This window comes from Frankia sp. AvcI1 (genome assembly GCF_001420875.1).
GTDB classification, from domain to species: domain Bacteria; phylum Actinomycetota; class Actinomycetes; order Frankiales; family Frankiaceae; genus Frankia; species Frankia alni.
The window spans coordinates 119,552-139,672 of sequence record NZ_LJFZ01000018.1; the positions used below are offsets into that span (position 1 = coordinate 119,552).

General features: G+C 71.5%; 10 protein-coding genes and 23 pseudogenes. 22 read left to right on the top strand and 11 right to left on the bottom strand.

The features are described 5' to 3' along the window. From UK94_RS74340 to UK94_RS19090, 11 genes and pseudogenes are all read left to right on the top strand, one after another. Positions 1 to 908 (top strand): annotated as a pseudogene (locus UK94_RS74340) (hypothetical protein); the annotation flags it as partial. Positions 909 to 3,581: 2,673 nt separating this feature from the next. Continuing rightward, positions 3,582 to 3,983, top strand: a pseudogene (locus tag UK94_RS57800) (FMN-binding glutamate synthase family protein); the annotation flags it as partial. A 22-nt stretch (positions 3,984 to 4,005) separates the two neighbouring features. Further along, positions 4,006 to 4,414, top strand: a pseudogene (locus UK94_RS57805) (glutamate synthase-related protein); the annotation flags it as partial. 1 nt (position 4,415) lies between these two features. Next, positions 4,416 to 4,831 (top strand): annotated as a pseudogene (locus tag UK94_RS57810) (glutamate synthase-related protein); the annotation flags it as partial. A gap of 1 nt (position 4,832) precedes the next feature. Further along, a pseudogene (locus tag UK94_RS57815) lies at positions 4,833 to 4,997 on the top strand (glutamate synthase-related protein); the annotation flags it as partial. Between the two features lie 271 nt (positions 4,998 to 5,268). Then, a pseudogene (locus UK94_RS57820) lies at positions 5,269 to 5,781 on the top strand (MFS transporter); the annotation flags it as partial. A 1-nt stretch (position 5,782) separates the two neighbouring features. Further along, positions 5,783 to 6,814, top strand: a pseudogene (locus UK94_RS57825) (MFS transporter); the annotation flags it as partial. Between the two features lie 176 nt (positions 6,815 to 6,990). After that, positions 6,991 to 7,160 (top strand): VOC family protein (locus tag UK94_RS57830; protein WP_235488691.1); only part of this gene is annotated, 170 nt, incomplete at its 3' end. Position 7,161: 1 nt separating this feature from the next. Beyond that, a pseudogene (locus UK94_RS57835) lies at positions 7,162 to 7,297 on the top strand (VOC family protein); the annotation flags it as partial. 1 nt (position 7,298) lies between these two features. Then, positions 7,299 to 7,464: pseudogene (locus UK94_RS57840) on the top strand (VOC family protein); the annotation flags it as partial. 18 nt (positions 7,465 to 7,482) lie between these two features. Beyond that, positions 7,483 to 8,001, top strand: a complete 519-nt coding sequence (locus UK94_RS19090) for an adenylate kinase (protein WP_011603528.1) — start codon at positions 7,483 to 7,485, stop codon at positions 7,999 to 8,001. On the opposite strand, the gene UK94_RS57845 is transcribed toward UK94_RS19090, so the two are convergent. The 5 genes and pseudogenes from UK94_RS57845 to UK94_RS57870 all read right to left on the bottom strand — a co-directional run. Further along, positions 7,993 to 8,341 (bottom strand): CocE/NonD family hydrolase C-terminal non-catalytic domain-containing protein (locus UK94_RS57845; protein ID WP_313949546.1); only part of this gene is annotated, 349 nt, incomplete at its 5' end. The two genes, UK94_RS19090 and UK94_RS57845, sit on opposite strands and share 9 nt — an antisense overlap. A gap of 21 nt (positions 8,342 to 8,362) precedes the next feature. Then, positions 8,363 to 8,595: pseudogene (locus UK94_RS57855) on the bottom strand (ABC transporter ATP-binding protein); the annotation flags it as partial. A gap of 21 nt (positions 8,596 to 8,616) precedes the next feature. Then, a pseudogene (locus UK94_RS57860) lies at positions 8,617 to 9,157 on the bottom strand (ABC transporter ATP-binding protein); the annotation flags it as partial. Position 9,158: 1 nt separating this feature from the next. After that, positions 9,159 to 9,320 (bottom strand): annotated as a pseudogene (locus tag UK94_RS57865) (CocE/NonD family hydrolase); the annotation flags it as partial. Between the two features lies 1 nt (position 9,321). Beyond that, positions 9,322 to 9,618: pseudogene (locus UK94_RS57870) on the bottom strand (ABC transporter ATP-binding protein); the annotation flags it as partial. Positions 9,619 to 10,287: 669 nt separating this feature from the next. Between UK94_RS57870 and UK94_RS74345 the strand changes: the two are divergent. The 4 genes and pseudogenes from UK94_RS74345 to UK94_RS19105 form a co-directional block, all read left to right on the top strand. Continuing rightward, the coding region (locus UK94_RS74345) for a hypothetical protein (RefSeq protein WP_268761497.1) at positions 10,288 to 10,367 on the top strand (80 nt) is incomplete at its 3' end. A 42-nt stretch (positions 10,368 to 10,409) separates the two neighbouring features. Next, positions 10,410 to 11,248: pseudogene (locus UK94_RS19100) on the top strand (acyl-CoA dehydrogenase family protein); the annotation flags it as partial. A gap of 6 nt (positions 11,249 to 11,254) precedes the next feature. Beyond that, positions 11,255 to 11,442, top strand: a pseudogene (locus UK94_RS57880) (acyl-CoA dehydrogenase family protein); the annotation flags it as partial. A 16-nt stretch (positions 11,443 to 11,458) separates the two neighbouring features. Next, a complete protein-coding gene (locus UK94_RS19105; protein WP_011603525.1) occupies positions 11,459 to 12,310 on the top strand; it encodes an alpha/beta hydrolase in 852 nt (283 codons plus the stop codon). Positions 12,311 to 12,384: 74 nt separating this feature from the next. Here the strand turns inward: UK94_RS19105 and UK94_RS57885 are convergent. The 4 genes and pseudogenes from UK94_RS57885 to UK94_RS57900 form a co-directional block, all read right to left on the bottom strand. Continuing rightward, a partial coding sequence (locus tag UK94_RS57885) for an MFS transporter (protein WP_235488646.1) occupies positions 12,385 to 13,013 on the bottom strand: 629 nt, incomplete at its 5' end. Between the two features lies 1 nt (position 13,014). Continuing rightward, positions 13,015 to 13,364 (bottom strand): annotated as a pseudogene (locus UK94_RS57890) (MFS transporter); the annotation flags it as partial. 1 nt (position 13,365) lies between these two features. Next, a pseudogene (locus UK94_RS57895) lies at positions 13,366 to 13,473 on the bottom strand (hypothetical protein); the annotation flags it as partial. 1 nt (position 13,474) lies between these two features. After that, a pseudogene (locus UK94_RS57900) lies at positions 13,475 to 13,992 on the bottom strand (MFS transporter); the annotation flags it as partial. Positions 13,993 to 14,112: 120 nt separating this feature from the next. Between UK94_RS57900 and UK94_RS57905 the strand changes: the two are divergent. From UK94_RS57905 to UK94_RS19125, 7 genes and pseudogenes are all read left to right on the top strand, one after another. Further along, positions 14,113 to 14,376: helix-turn-helix domain-containing protein (locus UK94_RS57905; protein ID WP_235488649.1), on the top strand; the 264-nt coding region annotated here is incomplete at its 3' end. 102 nt (positions 14,377 to 14,478) lie between these two features. After that, positions 14,479 to 14,563: pseudogene (locus UK94_RS57910) on the top strand (TetR family transcriptional regulator); the annotation flags it as partial. A gap of 1 nt (position 14,564) precedes the next feature. Beyond that, positions 14,565 to 14,781, top strand: a pseudogene (locus UK94_RS57915) (TetR family transcriptional regulator); the annotation flags it as partial. Between the two features lie 168 nt (positions 14,782 to 14,949). Further along, a pseudogene (locus UK94_RS57920) lies at positions 14,950 to 15,347 on the top strand (phenazine antibiotic biosynthesis protein); the annotation flags it as partial. Position 15,348: 1 nt separating this feature from the next. Next, a pseudogene (locus UK94_RS57925) lies at positions 15,349 to 15,841 on the top strand (phenazine antibiotic biosynthesis protein); the annotation flags it as partial. A gap of 1 nt (position 15,842) precedes the next feature. Continuing rightward, positions 15,843 to 16,056 (top strand): annotated as a pseudogene (locus UK94_RS57930) (phenazine antibiotic biosynthesis protein); the annotation flags it as partial. Beyond that, a complete protein-coding gene (locus tag UK94_RS19125) occupies positions 16,056 to 17,468 on the top strand; it encodes an aldehyde dehydrogenase family protein (protein ID WP_055750921.1) in 1,413 nt (470 codons plus the stop codon). The pseudogene UK94_RS57930 and the gene UK94_RS19125, both read left to right, overlap by 1 nt. A 223-nt stretch (positions 17,469 to 17,691) precedes the next feature. Here the strand turns inward: UK94_RS19125 and aceB are convergent, their stop codons facing one another. Then, the gene (gene aceB / locus UK94_RS19130; RefSeq protein ID WP_055750922.1) at positions 17,692 to 19,347 is read right to left on the bottom strand and encodes a malate synthase A; all 1,656 of its coding nucleotides are present in this window, start codon (positions 19,345 to 19,347) and stop codon (positions 17,692 to 17,694) included. 1 nt (position 19,348) lies between these two features. Further along, positions 19,349 to 20,121, bottom strand: a 773-nt coding sequence (aceA, locus tag UK94_RS57935; RefSeq protein ID WP_235488651.1) for an isocitrate lyase, incomplete at its 5' end; no start/stop codon positions are given.

Consider the following 20,121-nt stretch of genomic DNA (forward strand, 5'->3'; position numbering starts at 1 on the left):
CATGAGCCTCGCCGCCGTCGTGGCCGAGATCTTCTCCGCGTACGGGGTCACCGAAGAGTCCGCGGTGGCCGACGAGACCGCGGTCGCGGCCCGCACCGGTGGCGGTCCCGCCGGTGTGCCGCCCGTTCCCCGGGCGGCGGCCCACGGCTGGACCGCCTTCAGCCAGCGCTCCGGCCGGCACATCACACCCATGGATGCGAGCCGGGACGCCGGCTATGGCTACCACCCCCTGACCCTGCCGGTGCCCGCGCGGCGCGTGCTGCTGCCCGGCGGTCGTCGGATGACCGTCAACGACCTGCTCGTCGCGGCGGCCCATCTCGCCATCGACCGGTGGAACCGTCGGCGCGGCGGGGAAGCCGGGACACTGCGCGTCAGAATGCCCATCAGTCTGGGAATCGCTCCCGGCACGAGTGGCAACAACACCGGCCAGGTGGTGATTGTCAGCGAGCCGGCCGACCGGGCGGACCTGGTCAGACTGGCTGTCCGGATCGCCGATCAGACCGAGCGCGCGAAGCAGGAGTCCGCCGCGCCCGCCATCGCGGGAGTCGCCGGCAGGGTCGGCGCGGCCACCACCGCACGGATCCCCGGACCCTGGCGAGGGTCGCTGCTGCGGTGGGGGGTGCGCACGGCGCGCCCGCTCATCACCCCCTCCGCCGCCGTCAGCAACCTCGGGCCGCTCGCCGCCATCGCCTCCGACAACCCGAAGATCTCCTCGGTCTTCTTCACCGGCACCGCCGGCATGCCCCAGGGGCTGTTCATCGGCGCGACCAGGTACGGCGCCGGTCTTCACCTCGCGTTCGGCTACCACCGACAGCTCTTCGGCCGTGCCGCCGCCGCGGCCTTCGCCCAGATCTTCCAGGCGGCTTTTGCCGAGTTGGCCGCTGTCGACGGTGAGGCTCGGCAGCCGANCTGACCGTCTGCCGATCGTGATCGACGCATCCGAGACCCGGGAGCGGACCAGAGGGGGTCGGGTGCGAAAGTCGAGGGACGCAGGTGCTCACGTCTTTCGCAGCCTCTCAACATCGTGGTTCGCGGGTCTGTGTACAGCGTTGACAGCGGTTATTGCCGGCGTCGACAGCAGGCACATGGTACATGAGTNTCCGAGCGAGTACTCCTGCACCATGCCCTTTGTGTATCTTGCGGGGGCGACCTTCATCTGGCGTACCGGGGTTCACGCCTGCGTAATCGCAACCGAGACATCCCTGACGATCAGGAATCCACTGAGATCCTACCGGCTTCGCTGGAGCGAGATAGCAGGCCTTCGACTCGACGATCGAATCTACGTCCAGCCCGCCGGCCGACCCGAAATCCGGTGTTCGGCGATCGTGCGGTCGAACATCAGCATGATGTTGCGGCGGGCTGGATTCATGGAGGCTGTCTTCTCGGACCTCGAATCACTCCTCACGGAACGGCGCCAGGTGCAGGAACCACCGACGCCGCACTGACCTCCGGCGAGCCGGCCCCCGTGGACGGCACGGTCAGCCACGNNGGATCCCGCAGCAGTTGCCGCAACCACGGCGTAAGCAGGCCGGATCCCGCTATACTGATCGAATCGCCTGTCCACGACATCTGCAAACGACGCCGATACAATGCAGCCACGATCTTGTTGTGCCGCCACGGAGACCCGGCGAAGGGATGCAAGGGAGATGGAATCGACAGGCAAAGAGCCCAGAAAAGGCAGCCCTCACCAACAGAACTGAACACTAGCAGCCACTTACCCGTTCAGAGAAGGAAGGGCTTCCGGTGCGGGCACACGAAGTTCTGGTGGCACTGCAGGCCGCGCTGGTCGACCCGCAATCAGCGGNCAACTCACTTGCCAGCTGGCTTGACGGTGAGAGCGAGGCTTCAGCGGTCTGCGTCGTCTTTCGAAGCTGGTCATACGTCAGCCGAGACGTGCTGGTCGGAGTCAGGTGGGAGGTTCACAGAAATCCGAGGAACAGCGATGATGATTCCCTCGAATCGCCAGCGGAAATGGCCTTCGAACTAGTATCTCAGTTCGTCGAGGAGCCCCTCGACTGGAGGGCTTTCCGTCTTGTACTCGATCGACATGGAATCGGCTGGATGGGCACCGTCGAACAGGGTCCACCAGCCGTNCCGGACTGGGTGTTGGAACGCGTCCGAAGGTCCNGCTAGACGCATCACAGCAGCATTGCAATCCCAAGGCGACGACAACGCCGAGTCTNCCGGCCTCGTCTACATGGGAATTCGGTCCGCGCCGCGCCGCCGACGGGCCATACTGGTGGGATGGCGTACACCCTTGGGCTGTCGCCCGTACTTGGCGCGGTCGCTCTTTACTCTCTCATCGAGGTGATCCGAGGGCGACCCATTGTCGGTGGAGCCCGGAGATCGACATCGCTCGCGAGGGCATTTCTGTGTGCCGGCCTGNCACTCAATCAGGTCGAGCTCTCGCCTGGAGGGCGACGTTGGACATCGATCGTCCCTTTCGCAGCGGGCATGGTTCTCATCGTTGTAGCCCTGTGCGTCTGGATCTGGCAAGGATGGAGCGAGGGCCCGCGTAATCAGTCCTCGACAGCGGCCGAAGAACGCCCGTCACCGCCTTCCGCAGCTGACTCCGCGCACGACGGCGACAGCAGGAACCCAGCGCGACACCAGAATTCCACCAAACACAATGATGCGGATTGACCCTTTTTTCGACGGATCGCATCGCAACTGACGCCCAGGNACTGGAAGGGCTTCGAGCTGAGGTCAGAACACTGTGTGCCCTGCGCAACCTCGACCAGGAATCATGGCGGAGATGGGAACAGAAGGCCGGCCTCTTCAAAGCATCGGTAAGAGACTACTATGCGCCTTTCGAGGCTGCCGCAGCCGCCCTCCGAGCCGGTGCTCCGACGGAGCTGGAGACGGCAGTCCTGTTCCTCGAAGCCGATCCGTGGTGTTTTCGGTCGGGATACATGAAATCGAAGCTGATGTCTCGAATCGCAAATTCCGTCGACATCGAAGCGTATCGTTCCCGGCTGCAGAACATTGTGGTGTGCCTCGTACGAAACCCGCAGCCACGTCTGCTGCGTCCCACCGTCCGTCTCGCCGCGGCGGTGTGGGATGAGAACCTCCAAGGCCAATTGACTTCCATCCCGGAAGACGATTCTGTGACAGCCGAGCGGCTCCGCGCTTTTATGCGCCTTGTTGGTCATCAGATCCGTACGATGCGAGGACTCAGGTTCTAGTCCGCGCTGCTGGGCGCGCCGCCGCGGCGGCCGAAGCCCTCGGCGCCACCCACCTCGGCGACGTGGTCGAGGACGACACCAGCGGCGTCCTCGTCCTGGCCGACCCGGAGAGCAACGAGTTCTGCTTCGTCACCGGCTGACGTCGGCAGCGGCCACGCGACCTCACGCCTGACGCTGGCGTCTCCCCTGCGCCCCGCCGCCACGGATCGCGGCCGGTCGAGTCGGGCGGGACGTCCGAGCTGGGCGTAGCGGCGCACCCCCGATGCGCGGAGCGAATCGGAGCAGGCCTGACTGTCGCGGCGTATAGCGTCGAACCCGTCGCGACGGCGCGAAACCTCGGGGTGGCTCTCGGCCGGCCCCCGCGCCGCTCGGNGGCGGCGCAGGAGAGGACGCGCGATGTTCCCGCTGGGGATGCTGTCGGGCTTGGCCATACTCACCGCGGCGGCGCTGGTCGCCGCGCTGTTCTGGTCGGCGGGCTGGTGGGTGGCGGTCGCGGTGTTCGCCGCGCTGCTGGCGCTCGCGGTCCACGACGTCGTCCAGCGCCGGCACGCGATCCTGCGCACCTACCCGGTGGCCGGGCACTTCCGCTTCCTGCTGGAGAGCATCCGGCCCGAGATCCAGCAGTACTTCGTCGAGCGCAACGTCGACGGCCGTCCGTTCGATCGGGAGATCCGCACGACGATCTACGAGCGGGCCAAGGGCATCCACAGCGATCAGGCCTTCGGCACCGAGCGGGACGTCAACGCCGTCGGCTACGAGTTCCTGCCGCACACGACCGTCCCGGTCCCCGTCCCACCGNGCGCACCGCCACCGCGGGTGNGCGTCGGCGGCCCGGACTGCACCCAGCCGTACGACATCGCCCTGCTCAACGTCTCCGCGATGAGCTTCGGCTCGCTGTCCGGCAACGCGGTGCTGGCGATGAACCGTGGGGCCGCCGCCGGGGGGTTCGCCCACGACACCGGCGAGGGCGGGCTGACCGACCATCACCTGCGCTACGGCGCCGATCTCGTCTGGGAGATCGGCAGCGGCTACTTCGGCGCGCGCACCCGGGACGGCGACTTCGACCCGGCGATGTTCAAGGACAAGGCGGCGCTGCCGGCCGTGAAAATGGTGGAGCTCAAGCTGAGCCAGGGCGCGAAGCCGGGGCTCGGCGGCATCCTGCCCGCGGCGAAGGTCAGCGCCGAGATCGCCGCGGCCCGCGGCGTGCCGGCCGGGGTGACCTGCGAGAGNCCGCCCGGGCACCGGGTGTTCGCCACCCCGCGGGAACTGGTGCTGTTCGTGGCGCGGATGCGGGAACTCGCCGGGGGCAAGCCGACCGGGTTCAAGCTGTGCGTGGGGTCGCGCCGGGAGCTGCTCGCGATCTGCCGGGCCATGCTGGCCGAGGGCGTCACCCCGGACTTCATCGTCGTCGACGGCGCCGAGGGCGGCACCGGTGCCGCGCCCCTGGAATACGAGGACAACGTCGGCACCCCGCTCACCGAGGGGCTGATCATGGTGCACAACGCGCTGGTCGGCGTCGGGCTGCGAGACCAGATCCGGATCGGGGTGAGCGGCAAGGTCGCCACCGGCACCGACATCGTCAAGCGGCTTGCGCAGGGCGCGGACTACACCAACTCGGCCCGCGCGATGATGATGGCGGTCGGCTGNATCCAGGCGCTGCGCTGCCACACCAACACCTGCCCGACCGGGGTCGCCACCCAGGATCCGCGCCGCGCCCGCGCCCTGGACGTCGCGGACAAGGGCGAGCGGGTTCGCCGCTACCAGCAGGCCACGGTCGCCACCGCCGTGCAGCTCATGGCCTCACTGGGCTGTNCGCACCCGGACGAGCTGCATCCCGGGATGCTGATGCGCCGGCTCACCCACACCGACACCCGNAGCTACGCCGAGCTCTACTCCTGGCTGGAGCCCGGCGAGCTGCTCGCCGAGCCGCCCGCGGGCTGGNCCGTCGACTGGGCCGCGGCCGACCCCGACCACTTCCGGGTCGTGGTGTAGGCAGGGAGCCGGGAGGTGGCCGGATGGACGGCTTGCGGGTCGACAGCCCGGCCGGCCGGTGGGTCCTTGCGGCCACGGTGCTCGGCTCGGNGATCGCCTCGATCGACGCGACCGTGGTGGGTATCGCGCTGCCGGCGATCGGCCGTGACCTGGGCGCCGGCCTGTCGTCGCTGCAGTGGGTCGTGACCGGGTACACCCTGACCCTGGCCGGACTGCTGCTGGTCGCCGGGGACCTCGGAGACCGCTACGGGCGGCGTCGGACGTTCCTCGTCGGCGTGGTGTGGTTCGTCGTCGCCTCGATGGGCTGCGCTGTGGCGCCGAGCGGGCCGGTACTCATCGGCTCCCGTGCCCTGCAGGGGGTGGGGGCTGCCCTGCTGACCCCGGGCAGCCTGGCGATCCTGGAGGCGAGCTTCGCGCCGCAGGACCGCAGCCGGGCGATCGGCACCTGGTCGGGGCTCAGCGGGGTGGCGACCGCGGTCGGTCCGTTCCTGGGCGGGTGGCTGGTCGAGGTCTGGTCGTGGCGGCTGATCTTCCTGATCAACCTGCCGGTGGCCGCCGCGGTCATCGTGCTGGCCTGGCGGCACGTGCCCGAGTCCCGCGACCCNCAGGTCGGTGGGCGGGTCGACGTGGTCGGCGGGGCGCTGGTCACCCTCGGCCTGGTCGGGCTGACCTACGGGCTCATCGAGGGACCGGGCGTCGGCTGGACCGGGCCGCCCGTGCTCGTCGCTCTGGTCGGCGGGGCGCTGCTGCTCGTCGCCTTCGTCGGCTGGGAACGCCGGACACCGGCGCCGATGCTGCCGCTGGAGCTGTTCGCCGCCCGCCAGTTCGCCGCGACGAACCTGGTGACCTTCGCCGTCTACGCGGCGCTCGGCGGCACCCTGTTCCTGCTGCCGATCCAGCTCCAGCAGGTCTGCGGCTACAGCGCGCTGCGGTCCGGGGTCGCGCTGCTGCCCGTGACGGTCATCATGCTGCTGCTGTCGGCCCGGTCCGGGGCGCTCGCCGCCCGGATCGGCCCGCGGCTGCAGATGAGCGTCGGGCCGGTGCTCGTCGGCGTGGGCCTGGCGCTGCTGCGCCGAGTAGACGCGGCCGGGAGCTACCTGACCGACGTCCTACCCGCCGTGGCCGTGTTCGGCCTGGGCCTGGCCGTGACGGTGGCGCCGCTGACCTCGACCGCCCTGTCCGCCGTGCCCGCGCGGCATGCGGGCATCGCCTCGGCGGTGAACAACGACGTGGCCCGCGCGGCCGGTCTGATCGCCGTCGCGGTCCTGCCGGCCGCCGCCGGCATCACCGGCGCGTCCTACCTGCGCCCGGCGGAGTTCTCCCGCGGCTTCCACACCGCGGTGCTCCTCGCGGCCGGGCTGTGCGCGCTCGGCGGCGTCATCGCCGCACTGACCATCCGCAACCCGCCCCGGCCGGCCACGGCGGACGCGGCGACCCGCCCCGCCGCGCCGCGGGAACCGCTCACCCCGGTGCCGCGGTGGAGCCACTGCTGTCTGGATGCGCCACCGCCGCCGCATCCGGACTCGCGGCGCCTCACCGGCGGGCCGGCGGCGGCGTCGGCGACCGGCCCAGCACCCGGCGACGACCCCGGGCGGCGCCCTGGCGGCGGGTCGGGGGGAGCACGCGGGCCGCGCTGACCCGACCGGGGCCGATGTCGCCGGCGCAGCCTGGCGAAAACTGTCGGTGGGGGTGGCTACGGTTCCGGGCTGTGGGACGCATCGCCGGCGAACGGCGTGCGCCGCCGCCGTCGTCCACCCGGCCACCCGGTCACCCGGTCACCCGGTCACCCCGGTCCTACAGAAGGGCTCAGCCCATGTCCTCCATCACCCCGTGTCTGTGGTTCGACGATCAGGGCGAGCAGGCCGCGGAGTTCTACACGTCGATCTTCCCGAACTCGAAGATCACCAACATCGCCCGCTACGGTCCGGGCGGCATGCGTCCGGAGGGCACGGCGATGACGGTCCAGTTCGAGCTCGACGGGCGNGAGTACGTCGCGCTCAATGGCGGGCCCGCGTTCACCTTCACGGAAGCCATCTCCCTGCAGGTGTTCTGCGGTTCCCAGGCCGAGGTCGACGAGTACTGGGCGCGGCTCACCGACGGCGGCGAGGAGAGCCAGTGCGNCTGGCTCAAGGACCGCTACGGGCTGTCCTGGCAGATCGTGCCGACCGCGCTGGGCGAGCTGCTCGGCGATCCCGATCCGGACCGGGCGCGACGGGCGACCGAGGCGATGCTGCGGATGAAGAAGATCGACATCGCGGAGCTCCGCCGCGCCGCGGAGGGCGCCTGATCTCCTAAGATCGGCCGAGTGTCCAGAATCCTCGTCCTCGGCGCGTCCGGCTCCGGTAAGAGCACGTTCGCCCGGCGGGTGGCCGCCACGCTCGGCGTCCCGCACGTCGAGCTCGACGCCCTGCATCACGGTCCCGGCTGGACCGTGCGGCCGACCTTCGCCGCCGACGTGGACGCGGCGACGGCGGCGCCCGCCTGGGTCGTCGACGGGAACTACTCCGCGGTCCGGGAGCTCGTGTGGGCGCGGGCGGACACGATCGTCTGGCTGGACCTGCCGCGGTGGCTCGTGGAGTGGCAGGTCATCCGGCGCACGGCCGGCCGGCTGGTGCTGCGCAGGCCGCTGTGGAACGGCAACCGGGAGCGCTGGCGCTCGCTGCACCGGGCCAGCCATCCCATTCGCTGGTCCTGGCGCAAGCACGGCGAATACCGCATCAGCTACGGCGGTCGTTTCGCGGCCGGTGATCCGGACGGCCGGCAGCTCGTCCGACTGCGCAGCCGCCGCGAGACGAAGGCATGGTCCCCCGTCCGGTCAGCGTGACGCTGCGAGCGGCACCACCAGTTCGGACGGGTCTGCGGCGGGCGAACTGATCGCCGCGGTCCCGTCAGCGCGGTTCATGTCGTAGAACAGCGCGTCCCGGGTGTCGACGACCAGCGACAGCCGATGGCCGAACGACAGATCGTGCGCGACCGGGTCGAAGGTCAGCCGCAGCGGCAACGCGACGTTCGGGGTGGCCTCCTGATAGCTGTCGACCGCCTTGGCGATCAGCGTCGAGCGGCCCTGGCCGTCGGTGTCGTACAGGTAGGCGACCAGGGTGCCGGCGTCCGAGTTGGGGGTGACGGTCAGGTGCAGTTCCGGCGCGCCGCGGACCTGCTGGGTCNCGAAGGTCGGCGCCGCCTGNCACACCGCGCCGTGCTTGCGGTCGACCGTGCCGAGGTTCAGCTCGTCAGGCCGATGAGTGAGTCCCTCCAGGAACTTCGTGACCAGGATCGTGCCGGCGTTCGCCGTGGTGTCCGCGTCCGCGCTGAACGTCGTCGACCAGTCCCCGGTCGGGGCCGAGGCCGAGAGCTCACCCGTGCCGAGCACCGCGGGGCCGAGCTGCAGGGTCGTGTGGTTGCCGGTGATGCCGGCCACGCTCTGGTAGGTCTCGACGGNGCCGCCGTCGGTGAGCAGCCGGACCGGCGCGGGAGCCGTTCCCTTCGCGGCGGCCGACGTGGGGATCAGGAAACGGTCGAACCAGTTCCAGGCCGCCGTCCAGGTTTCGTTGGGAATGCCGAACAGCCCGCCGATCTCGTTCGTGGCGTGGTCACCGGGGCTGAGGCGGATCGTCTTGGGCCCGGTCAGCTGGTCGAAGAAGGCAAGCTGGGAGGCCGGCGGGAAATAACCGTCGCTGTAGGAGGTCGACATGAAAATTGCCGGCCGGCGGGCGTTGAACCGGTCGAGGTACGCCGTGGCGCCGCGCGTCCTCGCCCAGGACAACACCCGCGGGATGTTGCGGAAAGCCCGGTAGTCGTCGACGATCCCGCGGAACTCCGCGCTGCTACGGCCGGATTTCTCCTGCAGCGACGTCATCAGGTCGAGCGCCGCCTTGTGCCGGGTGTTCGCGTCGTAGAGGGACGTGCCGAAGTCCACCCAGCCGCTCAGTGAGGCGACCGCCCGGATGCGGGTGTCGGCGGCCGCGGCCAGCAGGGCGATGNCGCCGCCGTAGGACAGGCCGGCGACGCCGATCCGGTCCCCGACGACGGCGAAGTGGTTGCTCGCCCACGTGATGACGTCCGAGACGTCCGAGACGTCCAGCGGACCGGCGACGTCCACCGTGCCGCCGGAGCCGTAGAAGCCGCGGGTCGTGTAGGCGACGGNGGCGTAACCGCGCTGCACCAGCAGGTCGACCTGCGTCTGCATGCTGGTGTCCTGGAATCCCCAGGCCGCGGGGATCACGACGAGGGGATGCGCGCCGCCGCCGGACGGCACGCCCGTGATCGCGGTCAGGGTCGTGCCGTCCGCGGTCCGGATCGTGACCTGGTTCGTCGGCGCGGTACTCGTCGGCGCGGCGGGCGCCGCGGTGGGGATCAGCGATCCGCCCGGCGGCCGGGCGTTCGGGGCGGCGGCCGTCGACGGGTCGAGCGTGGAGGACGGTGCCGCCGGGACGCCGGCCATCGGCGCCGCGGCGGGAACCAGGCCGGCGGGAGACGCATCATGCCCGCGACCGAGGCCGACGGCCACGGCACAGAGAAGGAGGCCCAACACCAGCGCCGTCGACAACAGTGCGATGGACGGCCGGAATTGGCGAGGGGGCGGTCGGTGGTCGNCGCGCCCGTGNCACGAAGGCATTTTCTCAGGTCTCCCATCGGTCATCCCCACCCCTGACGGGCCCTGGTCTATCCGTTTACGTCCGATATGCGCAAGTAACTCCCCGGGGACGTATGGCGCCTTCAGGCCAGTGCGATCGCGTGACGTGGGGATTCCGCCCGGAAATCAAATCCGCGCGGCTGCGGGCAGACCCGCGCGCCGCACCCCGCGGACCGCCGTGAGGACCGTGCGGTGACGACATGACCGCCGGCCACTCCGGGCACGGCGGACCGATTGCGAGGCGCACCGCACCGTGCACCCCCGACTGCGCGCATCCGTGACCGTCCGAACCGTCCGGCTGGCCTGCCCGGGGCGACCGGGGCGACCGGGGCGACCGGGGCGACCGGGGCGACCGGGGCGACCGGGGCGACCGGGGCGACCGGGGCGACCGGGCGTTGATCTCACGAAACGGGCGTCAGGGTCCGCTATTTGCCATGATGCGAGTCGAGCCGCACGGACCAGAACGGGAGCCGACCTGTGAAGCGCACGATCTTCGAGCCCGAGCACGAGGAGTTCCGCGAGCTGGTCCAGACCTTCATCACGAAGGAGTGCCTGCCNCACATCGACGAGTGGGAGCGCAACGGCATCGTCGACCGTGNGGCCTGGACCAAGGCGGGCGAGATGGGCCTGCTGGGCCTTCGGGTGCCCGAGGAGTTCGGCGGCGCCGGGATGACCGACCCGCGCTACGATGCGGTGATCACCGAGGAGCTCGCGCTCGCCGGCGTCAGCGGCCTCGCGTTGCAGCTGCACAACGAGCTGCTCGCCCCGTACATGCTCGACCTGACCAACGACGAGCAGAAGGCCCGCTGGCTGCCGGGCTACGCCTCCGGGGAGATCATCACCGCGGTCGCGATGAGCGAGCCCGGCGCGGGCAGCGACCTGCGCGGCATGCGCACGACGGCGATCCGCGACGGCGACCACTTCGTCCTCAACGGCGCCAAGACGTTCATCAGCAACGGCCTGATCTCGGATCTGGTCGTCGTCGCGGTCAAGACGCAGCCGCAGGAGCAGCCGACCAAGCTCAGCCTCATCGCGGTCGAGCGCGGCACCCCGGGCTTCGAGCGTGGCCGCAAGCTCGACAAGGTCGGCGCCCACTCGCAGGACACCTCCGAGCTGTTCTTCTCCGACGCCCGCGTGCCGGCCGCGAACCTGATCGGCGAGGAGTTCCGCGGGATGAACTACCTCATGCGCAACCTCGCCTCCGAGCGGCTGTCGATCGCGATCAGCAGCGTCGCGAGCGCCCGGCGGGCCCAGCAGCTCACCGCCGAGTACGTGCGCAGCCGCAAGGCGTTCGGCACCACGATCGGCAGCTTCCAGAACACCCGGTTCGTCCTCGCCGCGCTGCACGCCCGTACCCAGGCGGTGCAGAGCTTCGTGGACACCTGCCTGCGCGGCAAGGTCGACGGCGACCTGACCATCGAGGAGGCCGCCGCCGCGANGCTGNTCGCCACCGAGCTGGAGTTCGACGCGGTCGACGCCGGCGTCCAGCTGCACGGCGGCTACGGCTGGATGGAGGAGTACCCGATCGCCCGGATGTACCGGGACGTGCGGATCAGCCGGATCCTCGGCGGCAGCAGCGAGATCATGAAGGAGGTCATCGGCCGCTCACTCGCGCTGGAGGGGCCCGCCTGAGCGGCCGTCTTCTCCCATGCGACTGACGACCGGGCAGGGCCGGACCATCGCCGTGCACGATCTCGGCGGCGCCGGCCCGGCCATCCTGCTCTGCCACGCCACCGGGTTCTGCGGGCGCGCCTACGAGCCGCTGGCCCGCGTGCTCACCACGGCGCGGCGGGTCTGGGCAGTCGACCTGCGCGGGCACGGCGAGTCCCCCGCCTCCGACGACGGCGACGTGACCTGGGCGAGCATGGTCGACGACGTGCTCACCGCGGCGCTCGCGGTGGCCGCGGCCGTCCCGGCCGCGGATGGCTCCCCCGGTGCCGTGCACCTGGCGGGTCATTCCATGGGCGGTGCGGTCGGCCTGCAGACCGAGGCGGACCATCCCGGGACGTTCGCCTCGGCCTACGTCTACGAACCGGTGATCGCCCCGCCCGTCCCGCCCCCGGCCCGATCGACGCTGATGGCCGCCGCCGCCCGCCAGCGGCGGGAGGTGTTCCCCTCCCGGGAGGCGGCGCTGGCCCGCTACGCGGCCAGGCCGCCGCTGCGCGAGCTCACCGCCGGCGCGCTCGCCGCCTACGTCGAGCACGGCTTCGAGGACCTTCCCGACGGCACCGTGCGGTTGCGCTGCCGGGCCGAGCAGGAGGCGCGCTTCTTCGAGGCCAGCGGCCGCATCACCTGGACGACGGTGGCGAAGGCGGCGCTTCCCACCGTCGTCGCCACCGGTGCGCTGTCCGACTCGGAGCTGATCCCCGCGGCCCCCGGGCTGGCCGCGGCGCTGCCGGCCGCCCGGCACGTCTCCTACGGCCATCTCGGCCACTTCGGCCCGCTGCAGGACGCCGTCACGGTCGGTCGGGACATCCTGGCGCACACCGAGGGTCGCTGACCCGTTCAGGTACGCGACGCGGCGGGATCCGGGGCCCCGAGCAGGGCGATCCGGATCCCGCCGCGGTGCGGAGCTCAGACGTGGGCGACGGCGTTGCCCGCGTTCTGGCCGGGGCGGATGAACAGCGCCAGCACCATCGCCACGCCGGACAGCACCGCGCCGATCACCATGGCGACGTGCAGCCCGCTCATGAACGCGGCATGGCTGCCGGCCTCGATCGCGCCCTGCACGCTCGCGGACGAGCCGGTGGCCGGGGGCACCAGACCCTGGCCGACGAGTTCCTTGGCCTGCGCGAGCCTGCCGGCCTGCTCCGCCGGCACCCCGGCGCCGACCAGCCGGTCGACCAGCACCGATCCGACCCGGCTGGCGAGCACCGAGCCGAGCACCGCGGTGCCGAGCACCCCGCCGAGCTGCGTCGCCGTGGACTGCAGGCCGCCGGCGACCCCGGAGTCCTCGATCGGCGCGTTGCCGATGATCGCATCGGACGCGGCGGTGATGATGAGTCCGACGCCGACGCCGACGGCGACGAACGGCGGCCACAGCAGGTTGAAGGACGAGTCGGGTTCGAGCTGGGTGAGCACGACGAACGACGCGAGCATCAACGCCATCCCGATGGTGATCGGGACCCGCGGGCCGAAGCGGCCGTTGAGGGCGGCGCCCAGCGGGCTCGAGACCATGAACACCGCCGACAGCGGCAGGGTGCNCACGCCGGCCTGGACGGCGGAGTATCCGTGCACGTTCTGCAGGTACAGGGTGAGGAAGAACAGCACCCCGAACATCGCGAAGAAGGTCAGCGTCACGATGAGCGTGCTCAGGCTGAGCGAGCGGTTGCGGAACAGCCGCATCGGCAGCAGTGGCGCGCGGACCCGGGTCTCGATGACCACGAACAGCACCAGCAACACGACGGCGGCGACCAGGAAGCCGATCGTCCTGCCGGAGCCCCAGCCCCAGCCCTGCGCCTTGATCATCCCGAAGACGAGCGCGAACAGGCCACCGCCCAGGGTGAGCAGGCCGGGGGCGTCGAAGCGCTGCGACCCCGACTCGTCACGGCTCTNGGCGAGCACGAACAGACCGACGATCAGCGCGATCGCGCCCACCGGGACGTTGATGTAGAAGACGGATTCCCAGGACACATGTTCGACGAGTAGACCGCCGATGATCGGNCCGCCCGCGATCGAGATCGCCGAGGCGCCGCCCCAGATCCCGATGGCCGAGTTCAGCTTCTCCGGCGGGAAGGCCGAGCGCAGGATCGCCAGCGTGTTCGGCATGAGCAGGGCTCCGGCGACGCCCTGCAGCGTCCGGAAGATGATCACACCTTCGATCGACCCGACGAGGCCGACCGCGAGCGACGTCAGGGCGAACCCGACCACGCCGATCAGGAAGATCAGCCGCCGGCCGAACCGGTCACCCAGCTTGCCCGCCGGGATGAGCAGCACCGCGAGCGCCAGCAGGTAGGCGTTGGTCACCCACTGCAGATCCGACAGCGACGCGTGCAGATCCTCGGCGATCCGCGGGTTCGCGATGGACACCACGGTCCCGTCGAGACCCACCATGATCACACCGAGCGCGACGCTGACCAGGGTGAGCCATGGATGTCCTCGCCTGCTGGTTTTCCCCCCAGCCGAGCCGCTCCCGCCGGCCGCGTGGCGCGGCGCCTGCGCCGCGTCCGTAGCTGTTGCCATGTTCTGACCCCCTCCACCTCGGCCGACGGTGATCGGCTCACTGACATTCAATGCCACAATGTCAGTTCTGCCAATCTGTCAGAGATGACAATCACGTTCCTCCGCGCTACGATCACACCCGTGACGACGAGGATCGGGGAGGCGCCGGCGTCGGGCTCCCTCGAGGTCGCCTCCGAGGTCGGCGACGGTGGAGCCGAGCGGACGCGGGCCGAGCGGCGGCGCGCGCGGATTCGCGCGACCATTGCGGACGCGGCCCTGCGCATGTTCATGTCCCGCGGTTACGACGCGACCACGGTCGAGGATGTGGCGGCCGCGGTGGATCTGAGCCCGCGCACGGTGTTCCGCTACTTTCCGTTCAAGGAGGACATGCTCCGCGAGGCCGTGNACTTCGAGCTGACCGAGCTCATCGCGGCGCTGCGGGACCGACCGGCGCACGAGCATCCCGCGGACGCCCTCGGCCGGGCGATGGTGNACATGTGGTCGAACATGGAGAAGGACCCCGAGGAGGTCCGCACCCTGCTGCGGCTCATCTCCGAACTTCCCCGGATGCGGGGGCTGCTCGTCGAGGCGTNCCGTAGCGGCCAGTACGCCCTGGCGGAGGCCCTGGCGCCCCGCCTCGGCCGGCCCGCCGCGGACCTGTCCACCCAGGTGGCCGCCGGCTGCGCCCTGGCGGCGCTCAACATCGTCCTGGAGGCCTGGGCGACGATGCCCACCGGTACCGATCTCACCCCCCTGATCGACGACGCGATGGCCGCCGTGAAGGCCGGCCCCCTCGGCCCCGGCTGCTGACCAGCCCGCCTCCCCGCTCGATCACCGCTCCCCCACGCGATCACTGCGGTTGACAGCCGCACCCGTTCGACCTGCACTCATAGGCAGGGCGTCCGCCGCTGGGCGGCCGCGCGGGCCGTGCCACGGGCGCCCGCCACGGCACGCGCAGGCGGCAGGAGGCTGCATCAGATGACGACACTGCACCGCGATCCGGTCCTCGACGGCCCGGTCGACCTCATCCCGACCGAGACCGAACTGATCGAAGCGGCGATGCGCTGGCACTTCGACCCCGCGACCGGTTCGCCCTTCTGGCTGGAGCAGGCCGACACCCTCGGCTTCGACCCGCGCGAGGACATCCACACCGTCGACGACCTGGCCAGGTTCCCCAACATCGTCGATCGGCTGCGGCACGTGCCCGCCGCGGACCTGATCCCCCGGGGCTACGCGGGCCAGGACGACACGGTGTACGGCGTCTACGACTCGGGCGGCACCACGGGGCCGCCGAAGCGCGTGGTTGTGATGACGGACTGGATGACCCGCCTGCTCGTCCACACCGACCAGGAGATGGACGCACGCGACTACCCGCANGGGGTCGACTGGCTCGCCGTGGCGCCGAGCGGGCCGCACATGTTCGGCGCGATCGTCCGCGAGACGGTCCGGCTGCGCGGCCGGCTGAGCTTCACCGTCGACCTCGATCCCCGCTGGGTGAAGAAGTGCATCGCGGCCGGGCGGGCCGAGCAGGCCGACCAGTACGCCGACCACATCGTGGCGCAGGCCCGCACCGTCCTGGAGACCCAGGAGATCGGCGTGCTGATCACCACTCCGCCGCTGCTGGAACGGCTGGTCCGCGACGAGGAGCTGCGCCGGCTGATCGCCGACCGGGTGCGGCTCGTCGAGTGGGGCGGCGCGCACATGGACCCGGACACCCGGTACCTGCTGCGCACGGAGGTTCTCCCCCACACCCGGCTCGTCGGCCGGTACGGCAGCACGATGATCCTCGCGAGCGCCGTCGAACGCCAGGGACTCGCCCCGGACGACCCCTGCGTGTTCGACTCGTTCTCCCCGTTCGTCACGTTCCGGGNGGTCGACCCGGAGACCGGCGAACCGGTGCCCTACGGCAGCCGCGGGCGCGTGGTGATGAACCACGTCAGCAAGTCGGCGCTGCTGCCCAACAACCTCGAGCGGGACGAGGCGACCCGGATCCCACCGCCACCCGGGCGAGTCGGCGACTCCGTGGCCGACGTCTCGCCGGTCGCCGTGTTCGGCGACTCCCCCGTGATCGAGGGGGTGTACTGATGCCGGCCGGGAGCCCGGCCGCCGCGCCCACCGCGACCACCCGGGCCGAGCTGATCGAGCTCGACGCGCTGGGCCCCGCCGGTCCCTTCCGGTCCCGCAACCGGCTGCCGATCACCGACGTGGCCGGCGTCGCGCTCGCCGAGCTGAGCCTGGTGCCGTCGCTGTACGTGCACCGCACCATCGCCGCGCTGCGCGCCGCCGAGCCGCTGCCGGCCGCCGACCGGCTCGCCGCGCTCGCCCGGGCCGGGGAGGCGTTCGCGACCGAGACCGTCGCCGGGCTGTCCGTCGAGGAGTACTGCCACGCGGTCAGCCGGATCTCGGGGATGCCGATCTCGGTCGTGCGCCACGCCACCGAGACGACCTGGCGGGCGCTGCTCGGCGCCGGCCGCGACGCGCGCCAGGCCCGGCCCCGGGCGAGCGTCGACGACTGGCACGACCCCGCCACCCAGGGCGGACGGGCGGTGTGGACGCGGCGCGGGGAGGTCTTCGCGGTGCACGCGTCCGGCAACCATCCCGGCGTGCACGCCCTGTGGCCGCAGGCGCTGGCGCTGGGCTACCGGGTTGCGGTGCGCCCGTCGCGGCGTGAACCGGTCACCGCGCACCGGCTGATCACGGCGCTGCGGGCGGCCGGGTTCGGCGCCGACCAGGTGGCGTACCTGCCCACCGACCACGCCGTCGCCGACGAGATCATCTCCGCCGCCGACCTGTCCATGGTCTACGGCGGGGACGACGTGGTCGCCAAGTACGGCGCGGACCCCACGGTGCTCGTGCAGGGACCCGGGCGCTCGAAGATCCTGCTCGCCGGCGAGGACTGGCACCGCCATCTCGACACCCTGGTCGACTCGGTCGGCGACGAGGGCGGCACCGCCTGCGTCAACGCGACGGCGGTGTTCACCGACGCCGACCCCGGCGGTCTCGCGGCGGCGCTCGCCGAGCGGCTCGGCGCCATCCCGACCCTGCCTCCCGAAGACGACCGGGCGGTGCTGCCCTGCCAGCCGGCCGAGCAGGGCGCGGCGCTGGAACGCTACCTGCTCGACCACGCGGCGGGGACGACGCCGCGCCTCGGCGGCGGCGGCATCACCGACCCCGTGCCCGGCGGCGGCGTCGCGCTGCGCCCGGCGGTGTTCCAGGTCGACCGGGCGGACGCGGCGCAGACCGGCATCGAGCTCGGCTTCCCCTGCGTGTGGGTGGCCCCCTGGTCGCCCGCCGACGGGATCCGCCCGCTGCGCAACTCCCTCGTCCTGACCGCCCTCACCGACGACGACCACCTCCTCGACCAGCTCGTCGCCGATCCGACGATCAGCAACGTCTACGTCGGCGACCACCCCACCTACTGGATGCGCCCCGACGTCCCGCACGACGGCTACCTCGGCGAGTTCCTGATGCGCACCAAGACCGTCCTGCGCGACTGAGCCCGACCGCGTCCGTCGATCGCAGCCTGCTGGCGCACGCGGAGCACGGCGCACGCGGAGCACGGCGCACGCGGAGCACATTGCGGTGCGTTCTGCCCGGACTCACGGCTGGGACCGTGCAGAACGCACCGCAACCGGCTCCGCGCGGCCTCGGCCCAGGCCGGCTACACGCGGCCGACGGGTGTGACGGGTATGACGGCCAAGGCGGGTGGTGGATGGCGGGTCAGAGCCGGACGAGGGCGCGGGGGCGCTTCGTCAGGTAGTCGGTGTAGGCGACGGTGGTGAAGAACTCGGGCAGCGTCTCGCCCAGGGCGGTCTCGACGAACACCTCGCGGGCCTCGTCGAGGCGGTTCGGGGCGCTGCCGCGCTCGGCGCACAGCACGGTCAGCTCCTCGGCGAGCAGGCGCTCGGCGAGTTCCCGGGTGACCGGGCGGCCGTCGGCGAGCCGCGTGCCGTGGTGGATCCACTGCCAGACCTGGCAGCGGGCGAGCTCGGCGGTGGCGGCGTCCGTCATCACGTCGAAGATCGCCACCGCGCCGGTGCCGCGCAGCCACGCATCGAGGTAGCGCAGCGCCACCGCGATGCTGCCGCGCAGCCCCGCCTCGGTGACCGTGCCGGCGGCCGAGGCGACGTCGAGCAGGTCGGCCGCGGTCACCGGCTCGTCGTCCGGACGCGGCCGGTCGCGCTGGCGGGGCACGGCGCCGAGGCGGGCGTCGAGGCGGGCGTCGAACGCCGCCTCGCACACCGCCACCAGCCCCGGATGGGCCACCGAGGAGCCGTCGAACCCGTCGTCGGCGTCCCGCTGCGTGTCCCGGCGGAGCTGGTCGAGCGCGCGGGCGTCGACCTCGGGATCCCGGCCGGGGACGAACGCCGCCGTCGCCCCGATCGCGTGCGCGCCGCGGCGGTGGCAGGTCCGCACGAGCAGCGCGGTGTGGGCCCGCAGGAACGGCGCCGTCATCGTCAGCTGATCCCGGTCGGGGAGCACGAACGCCTCGCCCCGGGCGCCGACGGTCTTCAGGAGGCTGAACACGTAGTCCCAGCGTCCGGCGGCGTTCAGGCCGGCGCAGTGCTCGCGCAGCTCGTAGAGGATCTCCTCCATCTCGAAGGCCGCGGGGACCGTCTCGATGGGCACGGTCGCCCGGATCGTGCCCCGCGCCAGGCCGAGCCGCTGCTGGGCGAACACGAACACGTCGTTCCACAGGCGGGCCTCGCGATGACCCTCCAGCTTCGGCAGGCAGAAGTACGGTCCGCTGCCCCGGGCGAGCTGGCGGCGGGCGCAGTGGAAGAAGTACAGGCCGAAGTCGACCAGGCTCGCCGACATCGGTCGGCCGTCGATGAGCAGGTGGTGCTCGCTGAGGTGCCAGCCACGAGGGCGGACGACGATCGTCGCCGGATCCGGCCCGACCCGGTGGCGCCGGCCGGTCGGCGTGGTGACCTCGAGCCGGCCCTCGATCGCGTCGAGCAGGTTGAGCTGGCCCGCGATCACGTTGAACCAGGTCGGCGCCGTGGTGTCGGCGAAGTCCGCCAGCCACACCCGGGCGCCGGAGTTCAGCGCGGTGACCGTCGCCGTCCGCTGCGTCGGCGCGATGATCTCCACCCGCCGGTCGGTCAGGCCGGGCGCCGCGCCCGCGACCCGCCATGACTCGTCGGCGCGGATGGCCGCCGTCTCGGGCAGGAAGTCCAGGACGGCCGCCCCGGAGGCGAGCAGCAGGCGCCGCTCGCGCCGGGCGGCGAGCAGGCCGGCCCACCGCGCGGCGAAGACGGTGTCCAGCGCGATGAGGAATTCCAGCGCCTGCGGCGTCAGGATCTCCCGGAAACGCTCCCGAGGTTCACCGGGCTCGCCGATGACCTCGATCCGACCGCCGCGCGGTGCCGGCATCTCAGTGCCCCGCGCCGGCGCCGGTCGCGGTGAACTGGGCTTCCTCGGTGGAACCGCGCAGCGCGACGGTGTCACTCGTCGGGTTGATGGCGGTGCTCACCAGGTCGAAGTAGCCGGTGCCGACCTCGCGCTGGTGACGGGTCGCGGTGTAGCCGTCGGCCTCGCTGGCGAACTCGCGTTCCTGCAGGTCGACGTAGGCGGTCATGCCCTCGCGGGCATAGCCGTGGGCGAGGGAGAACATCGAGTGGTTCAGCGCGTGGAATCCGGCCAGGGTGATGAACTGGAACTTGTAGCCCATGTGGCCGAGTTCGCGCTGGAACTTCGCGATGGTGGCGTCGTCGAGGTGCGCCCGCCAGTTGAACGACGGCGAGCAGTTGTAGGCGAGCATCTGGTCCGGGTACTGCGCCTTGATCGCCTCGGCGAACTGGCGGGCGATCTCCAGGTCCGGCGTGGAGGTCTCCATCCACAGCAGGTCGGCGTAGGGGGCGTAGGCCAGGCCCCGGGCGATGCACGGCTCGACGCCGTCACGCACCCGGTAGAAGCCCTCGGCGGTGCGCTCGCCGGTGACGAAGGGCAGGTCGCGCTCGTCGACGTCGCTGGTGATCAGGGTCGCCGCCTGCGCGTCGGTGCGGGCGACGATCACCGAGGGGACGTCGGCGACGTCGGCGGCCAGGCGCGCGGCGTTGAGGGTGCGGATGTGCTGCCCGGTCGGGATGAGCACCTTGCCGCCGAGGTGGCCGCACTTCTTCTCCGAGGCGAGCTGGTCCTCCCAGT